Below are 18,712 nucleotides of genomic sequence, written 5' to 3'. Positions count from 1 at the left end.
GACACCGTCATCGCGAGCAAGCTCGCTCCCACAGGGGAACACAGCTTCGCAGCTTGGCGTTCCAGATCGATTACAGCCCCTCGTTCAATACCTTCGCCAGCATATCGACGAAGAAATCCACGCTCTGGCGCGTGGTGACCATCGGTGGCTTGATCTTGAGGATGTTCAGGTAATCGCCGGTCGGTTGCATGAAGATCCCCAACGCTCGCAGGCGGTTGCACAACGCCGTGGTTTCTTCAGTGGCCGGCTCCAATGTGGCGCGATCGCGGATCAGTTCCACGCCCAGGTAGAACCCGGAGCCATGCACCGCGCCAACCAACGGATAGCGGTCGATCAAGGCCTCCAGCCGAGCCTTGAAATGCCCGCCAACCACGCGGGCGTTTTCCCAGAGGTTTTCCTCTTCCATGACATCCAGCACCGCCATGCCGATCTGGCAGCTGACCGGGCTGCCACCGGCCGACGAAAAGAAATACCCCTCGGCCTCCAGCGCCTCGGCGATTTCCCGGCGGGTGATGACCGCGCCCAGCGGCTGGCCGTTGCCCATGCCCTTGGCCATGGTGATGATGTCCGGGACCACGCCTTGCTCTTCGAAGCCCCAGAAAAACTCACCCATGCGCCCATAACCGACCTGTACCTCGTCGGCGATGCAGACCCCACCGCGCTCGCGCACCATCGCGTAGACCTGCTTCAGGTAACCGGCCGGCAGTGCGATCCCGCCGGCATTGCCGTACACCGGTTCGCAGATGAAACCGGCGAGCTGGCGCTTGCTCTCGGCGATTTTCGCCAGGTTGTGTTCGACGCTGCGCACGTAGTCCGGCGCACTGTCGGGGCCACGGAATTGGCCGCGATAGGTGTTCGGTGCGGTCACCGGGTGCACCCAGTCCGGGCGGCTGCTCAGGGCCTGGGGGTTGTCGGCGATGGAGGTCGAGACCGCATCGGCCGCCACCGACCAGCCGTGGTAGGCCTCCAACACGCTGAGCATGTCCCGTCCGCCGCTGTAGGCCCAGGCCAGGCGGATCGCCAGGTCGTTGGCCTCGGTGCCGCTGTTGACCAGGAACACCCGGTCCATGTTGGACGGTGACAACGCCAGCAGGCGCTCGGAAAAATCGGCGATCGCCGCATAGTGGAAACGCGAGTTGGTATTGAGCAGCGACCACTGCCGGGCAGCCACTGCCGCCATGCGTGGATGGCCGTGGCCCAGCACGGCGACGTTGTTGAGCATGTCCAGGTACGAGCGGCCCTGCATGTCGATCAGGTGGTTGCGCCAGCCACGCTCGATACGCGGCGGGTCGACGTAGTAGTGCTTCTGCGAACGGGCAAAGCTCGCATCGCGACGGGCCAGCAGCGCCTCGGGGTCGATCTCCGGCTCAGCATCGCAAGCCAGCCCCAGCAGCACCGCCGGCGAAGGGCAAAGCGCTTGCCAGGCCAGGGCACGGGAGGGCGTGCAGAACAGCGGCGGATTCACCTGCCCCCCTCTGCACAACTGGACCCGCAACGGCCCCGTCACTTCGCCCAGCACCTGCCCCTTGACCAGCGCCGCGCCGGAATGCAGCGGCGACGTCACACCCCATAGCCGCACGCTCAGCTGGGCACTGTCCAGTTGCAACAAGCCCTCGGCGCTCTTGTGCACGACCCCGGCGAACGGCGATTCGAGCGGTGTACCCCGAGGCACACTCAACTCCACGTGCAGTGGATAAGTATCGGGCTCGACGGCGCTGTCCGGTCGGGTGCGGGATAACCGGTACTGTCCGTAGCGGCTGGCGGCCAGACCGTGGACGCCAGCGGCTTCGCTCAACAGACGCTGGTCGATCCCCGGTTGTTCCCAATTGCCGGCCTCGAAATGCGGGCTCAGCACACCCAGGTCTATCAAGGCGAACTCACGCCCTACCAGGGTCGGCAACAGCGGCGCAAAGCCCTCGCTGGCAATGGCCGGGAGGCTGTGGCCGACGGCGGTGAGAATCGCCGCTTCCATCAATTCGAGGGGCACCGAGTGGGCGACCTGGAAAATCTCCCACTCATGGGCCAGGTTGTCGCGGCTGTATTGGTTATTTGGGTCGATGGAAACCTGCTGTTCACCACTGAGCACCAGCACCGCGGCGCGCGCCACGATCAGCGGCCACAGCGCCAACAGCTCCTGGTGTTGCAGGGGGTTGGCCGCGTGGTAGGCCTTGATCGCCGGCAAGATGAACAACGGATCGCCGTCGGCGTGATGCAGCAGGGCCGCGCATGTCACCGACAAGTCAGTGATGCGCCAGGTACGGACCAGGTCGCCAAAATCAATGACGCCCTGCAATTGCCACTGGCGCTGGGCATCGCGCTGCCAGACCACGTTGTCATCGGTGATGTCCATGTGGATCGCCTGCACCGGCAGGCTGGCCTTGAGCGGCTGCAAGCGTCGCTCGGCCTGTTGTGCAACCTCGGCGACCAGATGGCGCCGTTGTTCATCCTCAATGACAGGCAACAGGTACTCGACCAGAGCCGGGGCGTGGCGCGCGTCCCATTGCAGGGTGCGCTCCAGGCCAGGGTGGTCGAATGTCGCCAGGGCCAGGTCCATTTCCGCGCACAGGCGGCCCAGGCCGGTCACCAGTTCGGGCGTCAAGTGCTTGAGCTGCGTGAGGGACTGGCCATCGATGTACTCCAGCAGTCGCATGTGAACCGCTTGGCCGTCGACGTCCAAGGTCAGCAGGTCCTGCCCGTTGCTGGCGGTAATCACTCGCGGCACTTTCACCGCGGCGTGTCCGGCCAACTGCTTGAGGGCGGCGTGCTGGGCCTGGATTTCCGGGACAGCGTAGTCGCCGTGGCAAATTTTCAACACAAAGCGCCCGCGGTCGCTGTCGACGCGGTAGTTGAGGTCCTGGTTGCTGCCAAGGGGTCGCAGGTCGCCGCTGAGTCCGTAATTCGAGCGCAACAGCACCAGCGCTTGCTCGGCGCTGATCTGTGGGCTTGGCAAACTGGCACGGTGAACCAACGTAGCGAATGGCATACAAGGACCCCTGAAGTGGTTTTGTTCGGATGCCTATCTCGCCACTGAGTCGGGGGATAAGCAACCCCTCCTGTTCAAAAATATGCACAGTCTTCCTGAAACGCCGTGTTGGGAGGGCGTGTCCATGGGATATTCGCTTGCACCGCTCCCGCCATGCCGACAAGCTATGCTCTTGTGCTTTGTCGTCCAACGGAAAAAGGCTTAACCGGATGCGCATTTTCATCACTGGCGGTGCTGGCTTCATCGGCTCGGCGCTCATACGGCACTTGATTCTCGATACCGAGCACCAGGTCCTGAACTTCGACAAGCTGACCTACGCTGGCAATCTCGAATCGCTGAGCAGCATCGATCACGACAGCCGTTACGAATTCGTCCAGGCCGACATTGTCGATCAAGCGACTGTCAGTGCGGTGCTCGCGCGATTCAAGCCTGACGCCATCATGCACCTGGCGGCCGAGTCCCATGTAGACCGCTCCATCGATGGCCCGGCGGACTTCATCCAGACCAATATCGTGGGCACCTACAGCCTGCTGGAAGCCACTCGCGCTTATTGGCAGGCCCTGGCCGAGCCGCAGAAGCGCGCGTTTCGCTTCCACCACATCTCCACCGACGAAGTGTATGGCGACTTGCACGGTGTGGATGACCTGTTTACCGAAACCACCGCCTATGCCCCCAGCTCACCGTATTCGGCGAGCAAGGCGGCGTCCGACCACCTGGTCCGCGCCTGGCAACGTACCTACGGCTTGCCCGTGCTGCTGACCAACTGTTCGAACAACTATGGTCCGTTTCACTTCCCCGAGAAGCTGATCCCACTGGTAATTCTCAACGCACTGGCCGGTAAGCCGTTGCCGGTCTACGGCAACGGCCAGCAAGTACGCGACTGGCTGTTCGTCGAAGACCATGCCCGCGCGCTGCTCAAGGTCGTCACCCAAGGCGCGGTCGGCGAGACGTACAACATTGGTGGGCACAACGAGCAGAAAAACATCGACGTGGTACGCAGCATCTGCGCGCTGCTCGAAGAACTGGCGCCACGCAAACCCGAAGGCGTCGAGCACTACGCCGACCTGATCAGCTTCGTCCAGGATCGCCCCGGCCACGACCTGCGCTACGCCATCGACGCGAGCAAGATCGAACGGGAACTGGGCTGGACACCTCGGGAAACCTTCGAGACCGGTCTGCGCAAGACCGTGCAGTGGTACCTCGAAAACCTGCTGTGGTGCCAGCGTGTCCAGGACGGCAGCTATCAGGGCGAGCGCCTGGGCTCGCTCGACAACAAGGATGCAATTGCATGATGAAAGGCATTGTTCTGGCCGGCGGTTCCGGCACACGCTTGCACCCGATTACCCTCGGGGTTTCCAAACAGCTACTGCCGATTTATGACAAGCCGATGATCTATTACCCGATCTCGGTGTTGATGCTCGCGGGCATCAAGGACATCCTGATCATTTCCACCCCTCAGGATCTGCCGCAATACCGCAACCTGTTGGGTGACGGCCATCAGTTTGGCGTGCAATTCAGCTATGCCGAGCAGCCGTCGCCCGATGGCTTGGCCCAGGCATTCCTGATTGGCGAGCAGTTCATTGGCGGCGACTCGGTGTGCCTGATCCTGGGCGACAACATTTTCCACGGTCAGTATTTCGGCGAGCAATTGCAGACGGCCATCAACCGGCCAAGTGGCGCGACGGTGTTCGGCTACTGGGTCAAGGACCCTGAGCGTTTTGGCGTGATCGACTTCGACTCGCAAGGGCGGGCGATGTCCATCGAGGAAAAACCCACCGCGCCTAAATCCAGCTACGCGGTGACCGGCCTGTATTTCTACGACAACGACGTGATCGAGATCGCCAAGGCCATCAAGCCATCCAAACGCGGCGAACTGGAAATCACCGACGTCAACAATGCCTACCTGCAACGCGGCGACCTGCATGTCGAGCGCTTCGGCCGTGGCTTCGCCTGGCTGGATACCGGCACCCACGACAGCCTGCTGGAAGCCTCGCAGTACGTGCAAACCATCGAACATCGCCAAGGCCTGAAAGTGGCGTGCCTGGAAGAAATTGCCTACCAGCAAGGTTGGGTCAGCCGCGAGCACATCCTTGAGCGCGCCCAGTATTTTGGCAAGACCGGCTACGGCCAGTACCTGTTCAAGATCGCAGGAGAAACACGTTGAACGTCATCGCTACCCGTTTGCCGGATGTCCTGATCATCGAGCCGAAAGTCTTCGGTGACGATCGGGGTTTTTTCTACGAAAGCTTCAACGCCCGGGCGTTTGCCGAGGCGACTGGCTCTACCCTGCAATTCGTCCAGGACAACCATTCACGCTCCACCCGGGGCGTGCTGCGGGGCCTGCACTACCAGATCGAACAGGCCCAGGGAAAACTCGTGCGCGTCACTGCCGGGGAGGTGTTGGATATCGCGGTGGACATTCGCCGCAGCTCGCCGACCTTCGGTCAGTGGGTCAGCGTACGCCTGTCGGCACAGAACCATCGGCAGATGTGGGTCCCGCCAGGGTTCGCCCACGGCTTCGTCGTGCTGAGCGAGTCGGCGGACTTCCTCTACAAGACCACTGATTACTACGCGCCCTCCGCCGAACGTTGCATTCGCTGGGACGACCCGCAACTGGCCATCGACTGGGAGCTCGAAGGTGCACCGGTCCTCTCGGCCAAGGACCAGAACGGCAAGACCTTGCACGAGGCAGACCTGTTTCCATGAGTGCTTCCTTGCGCATCTTGATCATCGGCCAGCATGGCCAGGTTTCCCGGGCACTGCAATCGCGCCTGTCCGGCATGGGCGAGTTGCTCGTACGCGGCAGCGACCAGTTCGATCTGGCGCAACCGGATTCCCTGCGTACGCCCATCGAGGCCCTGCGGCCCGGCCTGATCATCAACGCCGCCGCCCACACGGCCGTCGATCAGGCCGAGAGCGAACCGGAACGGGCGTTCGCCATCAATGCCATGGCCCCGGGTATCCTGGCCCAGGCGGCGGTCGGGCTGGGCATCCCGTTGATTCATTACTCCACCGACTACGTCTTCGATGGTCTCAAGCCCGCCCCCTACACCGAGGACGACACGCCCAATCCGCTGAGTGTCTACGGATGCAGCAAACTGGCCGGCGAAAATGCCATCCGCCAGGCCGGCGGCCTGCACCTGATTCTGCGCACCAGTTGGGTGTACTCCACCGAAGGCCGCAATTTCCTGTTGACCATGCAGCGCCTGTTGCAGGAAAAACCGCAGCTGCGGGTGGTGGCCGATCAGATTGGCGCACCGACCTGGGCGGGCACCATCGCCGACAGCACCGCCCAACTGATCGAGCGCTGGCAAGCCGGCCGACCCGGCGCGTGGGGCACCTACCACCTGACAGCCCAGGGCGAGACGTCCTGGTTCGGTTTCGCCCAGGCCATCGGCGAAAACCTGCTCGAACGACACAAACCGTGCGCACTGCTTGAGCCCATTGCGTCGAGCGCCTATCCGACTCCAGCCCCTCGGCCACTGAACTCGCGGCTGGATTGCACGCGACTGTTCAGGGAATGGGGAGTGAGCCAGCCGGACTGGCGAAGCGCGTTGCAACGGTGCCTTGCCGGACAAGCCTAGTGCTGCCTTACAAATAGTATTTGCGAGGCAACTAGGCATAATACGCCTGTCACCACAGGCGCCCGATGCTCATGAATTCCACCCTTCCCCGCAGACCCCGTTGGCGCAGCCTGGCCTTGCTCGCGATGTGCCTGGCGCCGCTGCTGTGGCCATTGGAGCACTTGGCCGAACGTTATTACCGCAGCGAACTGGCCGGGCAGAACCGCCAGACCCTGGACCTCTATGTCGCCAACCTGTTGGGCACCCTGCACCGTTATGAGATGCTGCCACAGATTCTCGGCGACCTGCCGGCCTTGCGCGCCGCCTTGTCGGCACCGGACGATGGCGTGACCCAAGGCAATGCCAACCAGCTGCTGAAAAACATCAGCGTCCAGACCGGTGCCGAAGTCATGTACCTGATGGACCCTTCCGGCAAGACCCTGGCCGCATCGAACTGGGACAAACACGACAGTTTCGTCGGACGCAATTTCTCCTTCCGGCCATACTTCATCGAAGCCATGGCCGGGCGCCTGGGCCGCTTCTTCGGTTTGGGCACCACCTCGGGCAAACGCGGTTACTTCTTTGCCGCTGCCGTGCGCGAGCGCGAAAAAGTCATCGGTGTGCTAGTGGTCAAGGTCGACCTGGATCACACCGAAAGCCTATGGGGCAAGACCCCCGAACAATTGCTGGTGACCGATCACAACGGCGTGGTCATCCTCACGTCGCGACAGGAATGGCGATTTCGCGCGACCCGGCCCCTCAATGACGACGAGCGCAAGGCCATCAGCGCGGTACAACCTTATCCGACCCGCGATCCCAAGCCGCTGAACCTGGACGCCAATGCCTGGCTGCCCCAGACCCAATCCATCGAGGAAACCGGCTGGAGCGTAAGCATTCTCGCCCCGCGCACGCTGATCGATCGGCCGGTGCGCACCGTAGTCGCCATCGGAGGCGCGGCGTTGCTGGTCTTGATGTTGTTGCTCGGGTTGATGATGCAGCGCAGGCGCCATTATCTGGATCGGATCGCCTTCGAAGCCAAGGCCCGCCACGAACTGGAGGGCCGGGTGGCCGAGCGTACCAGTGACCTGGAAGGACTGAACCGGCGATTGAAGCAGGAAGTACTGGAGCGCGAGCAGGCCCAGCAGGAATTGGTCCGTGCCCAGGATGACCTGGTGCAAGCCGGCAAGCTGTCGGCCCTGGGCACCATGTCGGCGAGCATCAGCCACGAACTCAATCAACCGCTGGCAGCGATTCGCAGCTACGCGGAAAACGCCGAGATTCTGCTCGACCACCAACGCACCGAAGACGCCCGGGGCAACCTCAAGCTGATCAGCGAACTGACCGGGCGCATGGCCTCGATCATCGCCCACCTGCGCGCCTTTGCCCGCCGCGACCGCCATGCCCCGGAAAGCGTCGCCCTGCAACCGGCGCTGGACGATGCCCTGGCACTGCTCGCCAAACGCCGGCGCAGCATGGAAGTGGAACTGATCCGTGACCTGCCGGCCGCCACGCTGTGGGTCGAAGCCGGCGAAACCCGCCTGCGCCAGGTACTCGGCAATCTGCTGGCCAACGCCCTCGATGCGCTTACCGAAAAAGGCCCGCCACGCAAACTCTGGCTCAGCGCCCAAGCCACCGAAACCGGCGTCAACCTGTACATCCGCGATAACGGCCCAGGGTTTTGCATGGAAGCCCTGGGTCGCGCCGGCGAACCCTTCTATACCACCAAGACCCGCACCCAGGGCCTTGGCCTGGGGTTGGCGATCTGCGACACCCTGATGCGCGCCTTCGGCGGCGAACTGTCGTTCGCCAATCACAAGGAAGGCGGCGCCCTGATTACCCTGAAACTGCGCGCCGGCGCCCCCGGGGTGAGCCTGCAACCGTCCGAGGACCGAAGTGTATGACCATCGATAACCGGATTGAGGTGGTGCTGATCGACGACGATCCCCATTTGCGTCAGGCCTTGAGCCAGACCCTCGACCTGGCCGGCCTGAAAATCCTGCCCCTGGCCGAAGCCAAGGGCGTGGCCGGGCAACTGCCCCGTGACTGGCCGGGTGTGGTAGTCAGTGATATTCGCATGCCGGGCATGGACGGCCTCGAACTACTGCACGAACTCCATGCCCAGGATCCTGAGCTGCCGGTGCTGCTGATCACCGGCCACGGTGACGTACCACTGGCAGTACAGGCGATGCGCGCCGGGGCCTATGACTTTTTGGAAAAACCGTTCGCCAGCGATCATCTGCTCGACAGCGTTCGCCGGGCCCTGGCCCTGCGCCGATTGGTGCTGGACAACCGCAGCCTGCGCCTGGCCCTGAGCGATCGCCATGAACTCAGCGCTCGCCTGGTCGGCCAGTCGACACCGATGCTGCGCCTGCGCGAGCAGATCGGCGCACTGGCCGCCACCCGCGCCGACGTGCTGATCCTCGGTGAAACCGGCGCCGGCAAGGAAGTGGTCGCCCGTGCGTTGCACGACCTTTCATCCCGCCGCAACGGCCCCTTCGTCGCGATCAACGCCGGAGCCCTGGCCGAGTCGGTGGTGGAAAGCGAGCTGTTCGGCCACGAACCCGGCGCCTTTACCGGCGCGCAGAAACGCCGTATCGGCAAGTTCGAGTTCGCCAACGGTGGCACGCTGTTTCTCGATGAAATCGAAAGCATGAGCCTGGATGTCCAGGTCAAGTTGCTGCGTCTGCTGCAAGAACGCATGGTGGAGCGACTGGGGGGTAATCAACAGATCCCGCTGGATATCCGCGTCATCGCCGCGACCAAGGAAGACCTGCGCCAGGCCGCCGATCAGGGGCGTTTTCGCGCCGACCTGTATTACCGCCTGAACGTCGCGCCGCTACGCATACCGCCGTTGCGCGAACGAGGGGAGGATGCGCTGATGCTGTTCCAGCACTTCGCCGACGAAGCCAGTGCTCGCCATGGCCTGCCGCCCCACGAATTGCTGCCGGCGCAACGGGCACTGCTGTTGCGCCACAGCTGGCCGGGCAATGTGCGCGAACTGCAAAACGCCGCCGAGCGCTTTGCCCTGGGTCTGGAACTGGCCTTGGACAACAACGCGCCGGACGGCAGCCCCGGCGCACCGGTGGAGGTGGTCAGCGGCGGCCTGAGCGAGCAGGTGGAAAATTTCGAGAAAACCCTCATCGCCGCCGAACTGGCCCGCCCCCACAGCTCGGTGCGCAGCCTGGCCGAAGCCCTCGGCATCCCACGCAAGACCCTGCACGACAAGTTGCGCAAACACGGCCTGACCTTTGGCGACAGCAGCCACGGCTCGCCCGATGAATCCGATTGAATTTTCCTCGTCATCCTTTCAAGCAAGAGGCCCCGCAATGAACCGCGACAGCCGTTACCTGGAATCGATCCTGCACCACGACATCCCCTTGACCCGGGACATGGGCCTCAAGGTGCTTGATTGGCAGGCCCGGCAACTGCGCCTGTCCTTGCCGCTGGCGGCCAACGTCAACCACAAGAGCACCATGTTCGGTGGCAGCCTGTATTGCGGCGCGGTGCTGGGCGGCTGGGGTTGGTTGCACCTGGCCTTGCGCGAGGAAGGCATCGAAGACGGGCATATCGTGATCCAGGAAGGGCAGATCAGCTATCCACTGCCAGTGACCCGCGACGCGACCGTGGTCTGCGAAGCGCCTGAGGAAAAGCTCTGGAAACGCTTCCTCGCCACCTACCGGCGTTACGGACGGGCGCGACTGGCCTTGCAGACGCAGGTGATGAACAGCGGCAGCGAGGACGTGGCGGTGCAGTTTGAGGGGCAGTACGTGTTGCACCGCTGAAACAGGCGCATGACCCTGTGGCGTGGCACTTCTGTGTGGGAGCAAGCTTTACTCCCACAATCCTCTCTGCCACAAGGGATTGAGCCGGGCTCAGGAGCGAGCAAGCTCCAACAACTTCCCACGCCACGCCGCTTTCGCCGGCAATGCCAGGAACGACGCATTCAGCAGCGACTCACGCGGTGGGTAACAGAACGGTTCGCCGTTCAAGTCCAACACCTCGCCACCCGCTCCTTCCAATACCCCCTGGGCCGCGGCAGTGTCCCACTGGGACGTCGGCGCCAGCCGTGGATAGCAATCCGCCGCGCCTTCGGCCACCAGGCAGAACTTCAATGAGCTGCCGATGCTGGTCAGTTGCAATTCACCCAGGCTCCCACTCAAGCCATCCAACAGGCGCTCCTGCTCGGGGCTGGTGTGTCGCCGACTGGCGACCACAGTGAAAGCCTCGCCCGGCGCCAGGACATTACGCACCGCGATAGGCGAAGGCTCGCCGCCACGATCGCCACGCCATGCACCCAGCCCTGCGCCGCCAACGTAAAAGCGCCCATTGGTGGGCATCGACACCACGCCGAACACCACGCGCCCCTGTTCCACCAACGCAATGTTGACGGTGAACTCCTCGCTGCCGGAAATGAATTCCTTGGTTCCATCCAGCGGGTCCACCAGCCACCAGCGTTGCCAGCTGGCACGCACGCTTTGGGCAATATCGGCGTCTTCTTCGGAGAGGATCGGAATATCCGGGGACAGCGCCAACAACCCGGCCACGATCACATCATGAGCGGCCATGTCTGCGGCGGTCACCGGCGACTCATCGGCCTTGTGGTTGACCTGCACGTTGGCGCGCCAGAACGGCAGGATCGCCTCACCGGCCTTGAGTGCCAGCTCGACCACAGGCGCCATCAACGGATGAGGGTAAGTCATGACAGGAACACTCCACGCTGGGCCAGCAGGTCACGGGCCAGGTACAAAGCCGCCAAGGCCCGGCCCTCCGTGAACTGCGGGTTCTGTGCCAGGGCCGACAGTTCATGCAGGTTGACCTTGTCCACACGCATCGGCTCGGGCTCATCGCCCTCCAGCCGCTCTTCATACAGGTCAGTTGCCAACACCACCTGGATTTTCTGGCTCATGTAACCAGGAGACAGCGACAACTCGGTCAGGTGTTCCAACTGTCGCGCACCGAAACCGGCCTCTTCCTTGAGTTCCCGCTCAGCCGCCGCCAATACGTCTTCACCCGGCTCGATCAAGCCCTTGGGCAGGGACAGTTCATAGGCGTCGGTCCCCCCGCAATACTCCTCCACCAACACCGCGTGGTCGGCGTCGAGCATCGCCACGATCATCACCGCGCCGTAACCCGCGCCCTTGCTCGCCAGACGTTCATAGGTGCGCTCCACACCGTTGGAAAACCGCAATTTCAGTTCCTCCACGCAAAACAGGCGGCTGGTGGCGACGATCCGGCGATCGAGTATGGTGGGTTTCTGGCGCATAAACGGCTCCCTGGGCGATAGCGGGCTACTATACCCGGCCTATTCTGATTGTTTGTGTCGGATATCCGATTACCGCTGGAGAAGTTTTATGGCTTTGCTGCCCTGGCATGAGATCGATACGGTTCTGCTGGACATGGACGGCACCCTGCTGGACCTGCATTACGACAACCATTTCTGGCTCGAACACCTGCCCCAGCGCTACGCCGAGTTGCATGGCGTGAGCCGGGCGATGGCCGAGATGGAGCTGCAGCCATTGTTCGAGCGCAATGCCGGCCAGTTGCAATGGTATTGCCTGGACTTCTGGAGCAGCGAACTGAAACTGCCGGTGCGCGAACTGAAGTTGGAAACCGCGCACCTGATTGCCTTGCGCCCGGACGCCGATACCTTCCTGGCGGCGATCCAGCGCGCCGGCAAGCGCGTGGTGATGATCACCAACGCCCACCGCGATTCGTTGTCCCTGAAGCTGGAGCGCATCGAACTGGCTCCCTACTTCGAGCGCTTGATCAGTTCCCACGACTACGGCTTCCCCAAGGAAAACCCGCAATTCTGGGACGCGCTGCAAGCCGACCTGAATTTCGACCCGGCCCGCAGCCTGTTCATCGACGATACCCTGCCAGTATTGCGCAGCGCCCGGGACTTCGGCGTGGCGCACTTGCTGGCCGTCAGCGAGCCGGATAGCCGCAAGGGGCCGAAGGATACGGGGGAGTTCGAAGCGCTGGGGGATTACCGGGATTTGATCGCCGGCCTCTGACAGGACCAGTGTGGCGAGGGAGCTTGCTCCCGCTCGGCTGCGCAGCAGACGCATTGGGGTCGCTTCGCAACCCAGCGGGAGCAAGCTCCCTCGCCACAGGGGCCCGGTTATTCAGGGATACGCAACACCTGCCCCGGATAGATCCTGTCCGGGTGCGACAGCATCGGCTTGTTGGCCTCGAAGATCTTGTTGTACTTGTTCGCGTCGCCGTACTCGGCCTTGGAGATGGCACTGAGTGTGTCGCCCTTCTTCACGGTCACGAAACGCGCGGCTTTTGCCACCGGACCGGTCACCGTGATCTGGTCGTCAACACTGCCGACACCGGCGATGTTGCCCACCGCTAGCAGGATCTTTTCTTTCTCTTCCTGGCTCGCGACTTCACCGGTGACGATGACCTTGTCGCCCTCGATCGTCGCCTGAACGTTCGGATTGCCCAGGCCGACCTTTTCAATGTGCTGTTTCAGTTGTTCGCTGGCATTGGCATTGCCAGGGGTCAGCAGATCGATCAGCTTTTCACCTGCTTCTTTCACGAAGCTAAAGATACTCATGGCACACGCTCCTTGGGTTTAAGTGTCCAGACGCCAAAGACTAGACCAGGCGAGCCGAACCCGGTTCCCAGCCGACCAATGACCCCACCCCCCACAAGCGCTAGAATCCGACTCTTCCTGCGCCTTGGAGCGAAGATGGACATCAAGCAGCTGAAATTTCTTATTGCGCTGGACGAAACCCGCCATTTCGGCCAGGCCGCCGCTCGCTGCCACATCACCCAGCCGACCCTGTCGATGCGCCTGCGCAGCCTTGAAGAGGAACTCGACCTGCCGCTGGTCAACCGCGGCCAACGCTTTGAAGGCTTTACCGCGCCGGGAGAACGGGTGCTGGCCTGGGCGCGCACGGTACTGGCAGCCTATGACGGGCTGCAGGCCGAAGCGGCGGCCTGCCGTGGCAACCTGGTGGGTACGCTGCGCCTGGGCGTGGTGCCGTTGTCGGACTTCGACCCGCTGGCAATGATGCAGCGCTTGCACGCCGAGCACCCCAACCTGCGTTTCGAATTGTCGTCCCTGAGCTCCGAACGCATCCTTGAACAGCTGGCGAACAACCGTATCGACCTGGGTATTTCCTACCTGGAACGCCTGGACAACGAACGCTTCGAGGCCCTGCCCTTCAGCCACACCCGCATGGGCCTGCTCTATGACCAGCGCTTTTTCTTTTTCGGCGAACAACCGCTTAGCTGGGAAGCGCTGATCGAACTCCCCCTGGGCATGCTCACCAGCGGCATGCATTTTCGCCAATCCATCGACCATAACTTCCACAGCCGGGGCCTCATGCCACAACCGCTGTTGCAAACCGACGCGGTGCATCAATTGTTACAAGCTGTGCACGGCGGGTTGTGTTGTGCGGTGATGCCCTTGGACAGCGGCCTGAACGTCCTGACCGAAGACTTGCGCATCCAGCCCATCGAAAGCGCGCAGACGTTGGTCCCGCTGGGTCTGATCATGCGCCGCGCCGCCCCACGCTCGGCCTTGGCCGAAGCGTGTTTTGCCCTCTATCAGAAATCAGTAACGACTTCTTGATCGACGTCATCTATTGAGAGATCAGTAATAGCGATTAGACGTGGCAGATTGCCGCATTTAGTCTTAACACTATTCCTACTCTCAGTGATGCCTATGAACGACAAGCCTCCGGTCAGTCCAGCGCCTGCGATGGAAACATCCGCGCCGGTCGCCAGCCAGAGCTATCGCTACTGCACTCTGGACCGCTCCCAATCGGACAGCACCGCGCTGGCCGAGGAAGTGGCGCTGGCGATTGCCTATAACGGCATCAGCCAGGCGGTCATGCTGGTCACCCCCACCGACCTTGAAGACTTCATCGTCGGCTTCAGCCTCGGCAGCGGCATCATCGAAGACGCATCGGACATCTATGACCTGCAACTGAGTGGCGCGGGTGCCGCGCACCATGCCCAGGTGACCATCGCCAACCGCGCCTTCTGGAACCTCAAGCAGCAACGCCGGCAGTTGGCGGGCACCAGTGGCTGCGGGCTGTGCGGCGTGGAAGCGGTGGAGCAGGCATTGCCAAACCTCAAGGTGCTGCCCGGCGCGCCGCTGCCGCCGGCGCAATGGCTCGAAGGCCTGCGTGACCGTATCGGCCAGTTCCAGCCCCTGGGCCAGTACTGCGGCGCGGTCCACGCCGCGTTGTTCATGAATGCCCAGGGCGAATTGCTGCTGGGCCGCGAAGACATTGGCCGGCACAACGCCCTCGACAAGCTGATTGGGGCATTGGTCCGGCAACGGATCCCGGTGTCAGGTGGCGTGGCGATCGTCACCAGCCGTTGCAGCCTCGAATTGATCCAGAAAGTACTGCGTGCCGGCATCCAGACCCTGGTCAGCCTGTCGTCGCCCACGGGCCTCGCGGTGCAGTGGGCCCGCCAACACAACCTCAACCTCATCCACCTGCCGCAAAAAAGTGCGCCGCGGGTCTACAGCCCTGCGATGGAGAAACAAGCGTGAGCAATCATCAACAAGCCGACCAGAAACCCGTACCGCGCTACAAGCCCTATAAGGGTCCCGCCGGTGGTTGGGGTGCGCTGATCAGTGTCGCTCAGGCCTGGTTGACCAGCGACAATGCGCTGAAAAACATCCGCATGATGCTCAAGACCAACCAGAATGGCGGTTTTGACTGCCCAGGCTGTGCCTGGGGCGACTCACCGGAAAGCGGCATGGTCAAGTTCTGCGAGAACGGCGCCAAGGCGGTGAACTGGGAAGCCACCAAGCGCCGCGTCGATGGTGCGTTTTTCGCCAAGCACAGCGTGACCTCGCTGCTGGAGCAGAGCGACTACTGGCTCGAGTACCAGGGTCGCCTGACCGAGCCAATGCGTTACGACGCCGAAACCGACCGCTACAAGCCCATCAGTTGGGAAGCGGCGTTCGCCCTGGTCGGCAAGCACCTGCAAGGGCTCTCCAGCCCTAACCAGGCCGAGTTCTACACTTCGGGCCGGGCCAGCAACGAAGCGGCCTACCTGTATCAATTGTTCGTGCGGGCCTATGGCACCAACAACTTCCCCGACTGCTCGAACATGTGCCATGAGGCCAGCGGCGTAGCGCTGGCCCAGAGTGTCGGCGTGGGCAAGGGCACGGTAACCTTCGACGACTTCGAGCACGCCGACGCGATTTTCGTCTGGGGCCAGAACCCCGGCACCAATCACCCCCGGATGCTCGAACCGCTGCGCGAGGCGGTCAAGCGCGGTGCCCAGGTGGTGTGCATCAACCCGCTCAAGGAGCGTGGCCTGGAGCGCTTCCAGCACCCGCAGCACCCGCTCGAGATGCTCACCAACGGCGATAAACCCACCAACACCGCGTACTTCCGCCCCGCACTGGGCGGCGACATGGCGATATTGCGCGGCATGGCGAAGTTCCTGCTGCAATGGGAACGTGAGGCGCAGAACACCGGCGCTGCGGCGGTGTTCGACCACGCATTCCTTAACGAACACAGCACCAACGTGCTGGATTACCTGGCCGTTGTCGACGACACCTCCTGGGAGCAAATCGTTGAGCAATCGGGGCTGCCCCTGATCGAAATCGAGCAAGCGGCGCGCATGTACGCCAAAAGCGAGAACGTGATCATGTGCTGGGCGATGGGCATCACCCAGCATCGCCATTCGGTGGCGACCATCCAGGAAATCGCCAACGTGATGATGCTGCGCGGCAACATCGGCCGACCAGGCGCAGGCCTGTGTCCGGTACGCGGCCACAGCAACGTTCAGGGCGACCGGACCATGGGCATCAACGAGCGCCCGCCAGCGGTGTTCCTCGATGCGCTGGAGCGACGCTTCCAGTTCAAGGTGCCACGCGAGAACGGTCATAACGTGGTCGAGGCAATCCATGCCATGGCCGACGGCCAGGCGAAGGTGTTCATCGCCCTGGGCGGCAACTTCGCCCAAGCCACGCCAGACAGCCATCGAACGTTCCAGGCCTTGGCCAATTGCGACCTGACAGTGCAGATCAGCACCAAGCTCAATCGCAGTCATCTGGCCCACGGCAAGGAAGCGCTGATCCTGCCGTGCCTGGGCCGCACCGACATCGACCTGCAAGCTGAAGGCGCGCAAGCGGTGACCGTGGAAGACTCCTTCAGCATGGTGCATGCCTCCAATGGCCAGTTGCAGCCGCTGTCGAGCCAGATGCGCTCCGAACCGTGGATCATCGCCGGCATCGCCGCCGCCACGCTGGGCAGCCGCCCGGTGGACTGGAACTGGCTGGTGGCCGACTACAGTCGCATCCGCGACCTGATCGCCGACACTGTGCCCGGCTTCAAGGACTTCAACGAAAAACTGAAGAACCCCGGTGGATTCTATCTGGGCAACAGCGCCGGTTCGCGGCGCTGGAACACCCCGTCGGGCCGCGCCAACTTCAAGCCCAACCTGTTGCCGACCGACCTTGTGCATGAACGCACCCGCGCCACCGGCCAGTTGCCCGACCTGATCATGCAGTCCATGCGCTCCCACGATCAGTACAACACCACCATCTATGGCCTGGATGACCGCTATCGCGGCGTAAAGGGCCAGCGTGACGTATTGTTCGCCAACGAAGCGGACATCATTCGCCTGGGCTTCAAGCCGGGACAGAAAGCCGACATCGTCTCGCTCTGGGATGATGGCCGCGAGCGTCGGGTCAAGGGCTTTACCCTGCTGGCGTTCGACATTCCTGCCGGGCAGGCTGCGGCCTATTACCCGGAAGTGAACCCGCTGGTGCCACTGGAAAGCACCGGCGACGGCAGCCACACCCCAACGTCGAAATTCGTCGCGATTCGCCTGGAAGCGGCGAGCGAGAATGGGTTGATCCTGGCCAAGTCGGCCTGACACGACCCTGCTTGGATCATGCGGACCTGTGGCGAGGGGATTTATCCCCGCATCACGCCCAACGGGGATAAATCCCCTCGCCACAAAGTACTTTCCAGCGCCCACAAAAAAGGCCGTTTTCCATAGAAAACGGCCTGTCCGAAGTAGCTACAGACCGACCAATTCGCCTTAAGTTCCCACCTAAAAACAATAACTTAGAGAATTGTGCACAAGTCGTGCTACTCGTCGGATTTCTATTGTAAGCAAGCGAAGCGAGCCTCAGGATCGCGCCGTCATCCCTTTGAGGCTCCTCTATGAAGTTCTCCTCCATTCTCTTGTTGTCCCTTAGCCTGGCCAGTGGCGTCGCTTCTGCCGGTGGTACTGCCGAAGCAGGTGTGGGCGGCGCATTGGGCGGGGTTTTGGGTTCGGTCGTCGGCCAGTCCCTGGGCGGCAACACCGGTTCCACTATCGGCGCGGCGCTGGGCGGCGCGGGCGGCAGTGCGGTCGGTGCAGACAAACATAGCCGCGGCGAAGCGGCCATCGGCGGCGCGCTGGGCGCAGCCGGCGGCAACGTGGTTGGCCGTAGTGTCGGCGGCAGCACCGGCAGCCTGATCGGTGCAGCAGCGGGCGGCGGTGCCGGTGGCGCGCTGGGTAACTACATGGGCAAGGACGACGACGATGATCGTTATGAAGGTCGCCGTGGTGATCGTCGCTACTATCGCGACGGCCATCCGGGTCGCGGCCATGCCTATGGGCATCGCAAGCACAAGCATAAGCATCGCTATCACGATGACTGACCGCTGGCTTTAAACCCAGTTGGTAAAAGATCGCAGCCTTCGGCAACTCTTCCAAGAGCCTGACCGGAAGCTGCGATTTTTTGTTTCAGACCACCAACCGTTCCAAAGCCCCACGTAGCCGATCCGGAATCGCCACCGGTCGATTCGACGCCCGATCCACGAATACGTGAACAAAACGCCCCGCCGCACAGGCCTCCTCCTCGCCCAGCTTGAACACCGCCAGTTCGTACTGCACCGAACTGCTGCCCAGTTTCCCGACCCGCAGGCCGATTTCAATCCGGTCTGGAAAGGCGATCGAAGCAAAGTAGTCACAGGCCGAACTCACCACGAACCCCACTACCTCTCCGTCATGGATATCCAGGCCGCCGACTTCGATCAGGTAAGTATTCACTGCGCTATCGAAGAAGCTGTAGTAGGTGACGTTATTGACGTGACCGTACACATCGTTGTCGTGCCAGCGCGTGGTGATGGGTTGCAAGTGGGGGTATTCGTTGCGTTGCGGCATCAGGTGTCCTTTACGATTGTTC

The 18,712-nt window shown here is 62.5% G+C and carries 17 protein-coding genes; 12 read left to right on the top strand and 5 right to left on the bottom strand.

The window, feature by feature from the left end; translation table 11 throughout:
• Positions 1-70 precede the first annotated feature (70 nt).
• On the bottom strand, positions 71-2,983 hold the full coding sequence (locus PBDP_RS01735) for an aminotransferase (RefSeq protein WP_109751948.1): 2,913 nt from the start codon (positions 2,981-2,983) through the stop codon (positions 71-73).
• A 209-nt stretch (positions 2,984-3,192) separates the two neighbouring features.
• Between PBDP_RS01735 and rfbB the strand changes: the two genes are divergently transcribed.
• The 7 genes from rfbB (at position 3,193) to PBDP_RS01700 (ending at position 10,328) form a co-directional block, all read left to right on the top strand.
• On the top strand, positions 3,193-4,275 hold the full coding sequence (rfbB, locus tag PBDP_RS01730; protein ID WP_212801739.1) for a dTDP-glucose 4,6-dehydratase: 1,083 nt from the start codon (positions 3,193-3,195) through the stop codon (positions 4,273-4,275).
• Positions 4,272-5,147 carry a glucose-1-phosphate thymidylyltransferase RfbA gene (gene rfbA / locus PBDP_RS01725; protein WP_109751946.1) on the top strand — a complete coding sequence of 292 codons (876 nt, stop codon included), beginning with the start codon at positions 4,272-4,274 and terminating at the stop codon, positions 5,145-5,147. Before rfbB ends, rfbA begins: the two co-directional genes overlap by 4 nt.
• A complete protein-coding gene (rfbC, locus tag PBDP_RS01720) occupies positions 5,144-5,689 on the top strand; it encodes a dTDP-4-dehydrorhamnose 3,5-epimerase (protein WP_109751945.1) in 546 nt (181 codons plus the stop codon). Before rfbA ends, rfbC begins: the two co-directional genes overlap by 4 nt.
• On the top strand, positions 5,686-6,567 hold the full coding sequence (rfbD, locus tag PBDP_RS01715; RefSeq protein WP_212801738.1) for a dTDP-4-dehydrorhamnose reductase: 882 nt from the start codon (positions 5,686-5,688) through the stop codon (positions 6,565-6,567). The genes rfbC and rfbD overlap by 4 nt, the downstream gene beginning before the upstream one ends.
• A gap of 71 nt (positions 6,568-6,638) precedes the next feature.
• A complete protein-coding gene (locus PBDP_RS01710; protein ID WP_109751943.1) occupies positions 6,639-8,447 on the top strand; it encodes a sensor histidine kinase in 1,809 nt (602 codons plus the stop codon).
• Positions 8,444-9,835 carry a sigma-54-dependent transcriptional regulator gene (locus PBDP_RS01705; protein WP_212801737.1) on the top strand — a complete coding sequence of 464 codons (1,392 nt, stop codon included), beginning with the start codon at positions 8,444-8,446 and terminating at the stop codon, positions 9,833-9,835. The genes PBDP_RS01710 and PBDP_RS01705 overlap by 4 nt, the downstream gene beginning before the upstream one ends.
• A 37-nt stretch (positions 9,836-9,872) precedes the next feature.
• Complete coding sequence (locus tag PBDP_RS01700; RefSeq protein ID WP_109751941.1) at positions 9,873-10,328, top strand: YiiD C-terminal domain-containing protein; 456 nt, start codon at positions 9,873-9,875, stop codon at positions 10,326-10,328.
• Positions 10,329-10,418: 90 nt separating this feature from the next.
• On the opposite strand, the gene cysQ is transcribed toward PBDP_RS01700, so the two are convergent.
• Both cysQ and nudE read right to left on the bottom strand, forming a co-directional pair.
• Positions 10,419-11,246 (bottom strand): 3'(2'),5'-bisphosphate nucleotidase CysQ, encoded by an 828-nt coding sequence (cysQ, locus tag PBDP_RS01695; protein WP_109751940.1) that lies wholly within the window; start codon positions 11,244-11,246, stop codon positions 10,419-10,421.
• Positions 11,243-11,809, bottom strand: a complete 567-nt coding sequence (gene nudE / locus PBDP_RS01690) for an ADP compounds hydrolase NudE (protein WP_116833949.1) — start codon at positions 11,807-11,809, stop codon at positions 11,243-11,245. The genes cysQ and nudE overlap by 4 nt, the downstream gene beginning before the upstream one ends.
• 88 nt (positions 11,810-11,897) lie before the next feature.
• On the opposite strand from nudE, the gene yrfG reads away from it, so the two are divergent.
• Positions 11,898-12,560 (top strand): GMP/IMP nucleotidase, encoded by a 663-nt coding sequence (gene yrfG, locus PBDP_RS01685; protein ID WP_109751938.1) that lies wholly within the window; start codon positions 11,898-11,900, stop codon positions 12,558-12,560.
• A 107-nt stretch (positions 12,561-12,667) separates the two neighbouring features.
• Here yrfG and lysM read toward each other — a convergent pair whose 3' ends face one another.
• Positions 12,668-13,108, bottom strand: coding sequence for a peptidoglycan-binding protein LysM (gene lysM / locus PBDP_RS01680; RefSeq protein ID WP_109751936.1), 441 nt, complete (start codon positions 13,106-13,108; stop codon positions 12,668-12,670).
• Between the two features lie 135 nt (positions 13,109-13,243).
• Between lysM and PBDP_RS01675 the strand changes: the two genes are divergently transcribed.
• From PBDP_RS01675 to PBDP_RS01660, 4 genes are all read left to right on the top strand, one after another.
• Positions 13,244-14,131: a LysR family transcriptional regulator gene (locus PBDP_RS01675; RefSeq protein ID WP_212801736.1), complete on the top strand. Its 888-nt coding sequence runs from the start codon at positions 13,244-13,246 to the stop codon at positions 14,129-14,131.
• A 93-nt stretch (positions 14,132-14,224) separates the two neighbouring features.
• Complete coding sequence (gene fdhD, locus PBDP_RS01670; RefSeq protein WP_109751934.1) at positions 14,225-15,064, top strand: formate dehydrogenase accessory sulfurtransferase FdhD; 840 nt, start codon at positions 14,225-14,227, stop codon at positions 15,062-15,064.
• The gene (locus PBDP_RS01665) at positions 15,061-17,409 is read left to right on the top strand and encodes an FdhF/YdeP family oxidoreductase (RefSeq protein WP_116833947.1); all 2,349 of its coding nucleotides are present in this window, start codon (positions 15,061-15,063) and stop codon (positions 17,407-17,409) included. The genes fdhD and PBDP_RS01665 overlap by 4 nt, the downstream gene beginning before the upstream one ends.
• Positions 17,410-17,702: 293 nt before the next feature.
• Entirely contained in the window at positions 17,703-18,185 is a 483-nt protein-coding gene (locus tag PBDP_RS01660; RefSeq protein ID WP_109751932.1) for a glycine zipper domain-containing protein, read from the top strand.
• An 85-nt stretch (positions 18,186-18,270) separates the two neighbouring features.
• Here the strand turns inward: PBDP_RS01660 and PBDP_RS01655 are convergent, their stop codons facing one another.
• A complete protein-coding gene (locus PBDP_RS01655) occupies positions 18,271-18,690 on the bottom strand; it encodes an acyl-CoA thioesterase (RefSeq protein ID WP_109751931.1) in 420 nt (139 codons plus the stop codon).
• Between the last annotated feature and the right edge of the window lie 22 nt (positions 18,691-18,712).

It is taken from the genome of Pseudomonas sp. St290, assembly GCF_018325805.1.
Classification (GTDB): Bacteria; Pseudomonadota; Gammaproteobacteria; order Pseudomonadales; family Pseudomonadaceae; genus Aquipseudomonas; species Aquipseudomonas bijieensis.
Note: the sequence above shows the minus strand (reverse complement) of the source record. Positions and strands in the feature narration are given on the sequence as shown.

What these genes read in the sequence shown, in the direction of transcription:
- PBDP_RS01735 (WP_109751948.1), bottom strand. Translation starts at nt 2,983, where the DNA reads ATGCCATTCGCTACGTTGGTTCACCGTGCCAGTTTGCCAAGCCCACAG.
- rfbB (WP_212801739.1), top strand. Translation starts at nt 3,193, where the DNA reads ATGCGCATTTTCATCACTGGCGGTGCTGGCTTCATCGGCTCGGCGCTC.
- rfbA (WP_109751946.1), top strand. Translation starts at nt 4,272, where the DNA reads ATGATGAAAGGCATTGTTCTGGCCGGCGGTTCCGGCACACGCTTGCAC.
- rfbD (WP_212801738.1), top strand. Translation starts at nt 5,686, where the DNA reads ATGAGTGCTTCCTTGCGCATCTTGATCATCGGCCAGCATGGCCAGGTT.
- PBDP_RS01710 (WP_109751943.1), top strand. Translation starts at nt 6,639, where the DNA reads ATGAATTCCACCCTTCCCCGCAGACCCCGTTGGCGCAGCCTGGCCTTG.
- PBDP_RS01705 (WP_212801737.1), top strand. Translation starts at nt 8,444, where the DNA reads ATGACCATCGATAACCGGATTGAGGTGGTGCTGATCGACGACGATCCC.
- PBDP_RS01700 (WP_109751941.1), top strand. Translation starts at nt 9,873, where the DNA reads ATGAACCGCGACAGCCGTTACCTGGAATCGATCCTGCACCACGACATC.
- cysQ (WP_109751940.1), bottom strand. Translation starts at nt 11,246, where the DNA reads ATGACTTACCCTCATCCGTTGATGGCGCCTGTGGTCGAGCTGGCACTC.
- nudE (WP_116833949.1), bottom strand. Translation starts at nt 11,809, where the DNA reads ATGCGCCAGAAACCCACCATACTCGATCGCCGGATCGTCGCCACCAGC.
- yrfG (WP_109751938.1), top strand. Translation starts at nt 11,898, where the DNA reads ATGGCTTTGCTGCCCTGGCATGAGATCGATACGGTTCTGCTGGACATG.
- lysM (WP_109751936.1), bottom strand. Translation starts at nt 13,108, where the DNA reads ATGAGTATCTTTAGCTTCGTGAAAGAAGCAGGTGAAAAGCTGATCGAT.
- PBDP_RS01675 (WP_212801736.1), top strand. Translation starts at nt 13,244, where the DNA reads ATGGACATCAAGCAGCTGAAATTTCTTATTGCGCTGGACGAAACCCGC.
- fdhD (WP_109751934.1), top strand. Translation starts at nt 14,225, where the DNA reads ATGAACGACAAGCCTCCGGTCAGTCCAGCGCCTGCGATGGAAACATCC.
- PBDP_RS01660 (WP_109751932.1), top strand. Translation starts at nt 17,703, where the DNA reads ATGAAGTTCTCCTCCATTCTCTTGTTGTCCCTTAGCCTGGCCAGTGGC.
- PBDP_RS01655 (WP_109751931.1), bottom strand. Translation starts at nt 18,690, where the DNA reads ATGCCGCAACGCAACGAATACCCCCACTTGCAACCCATCACCACGCGC.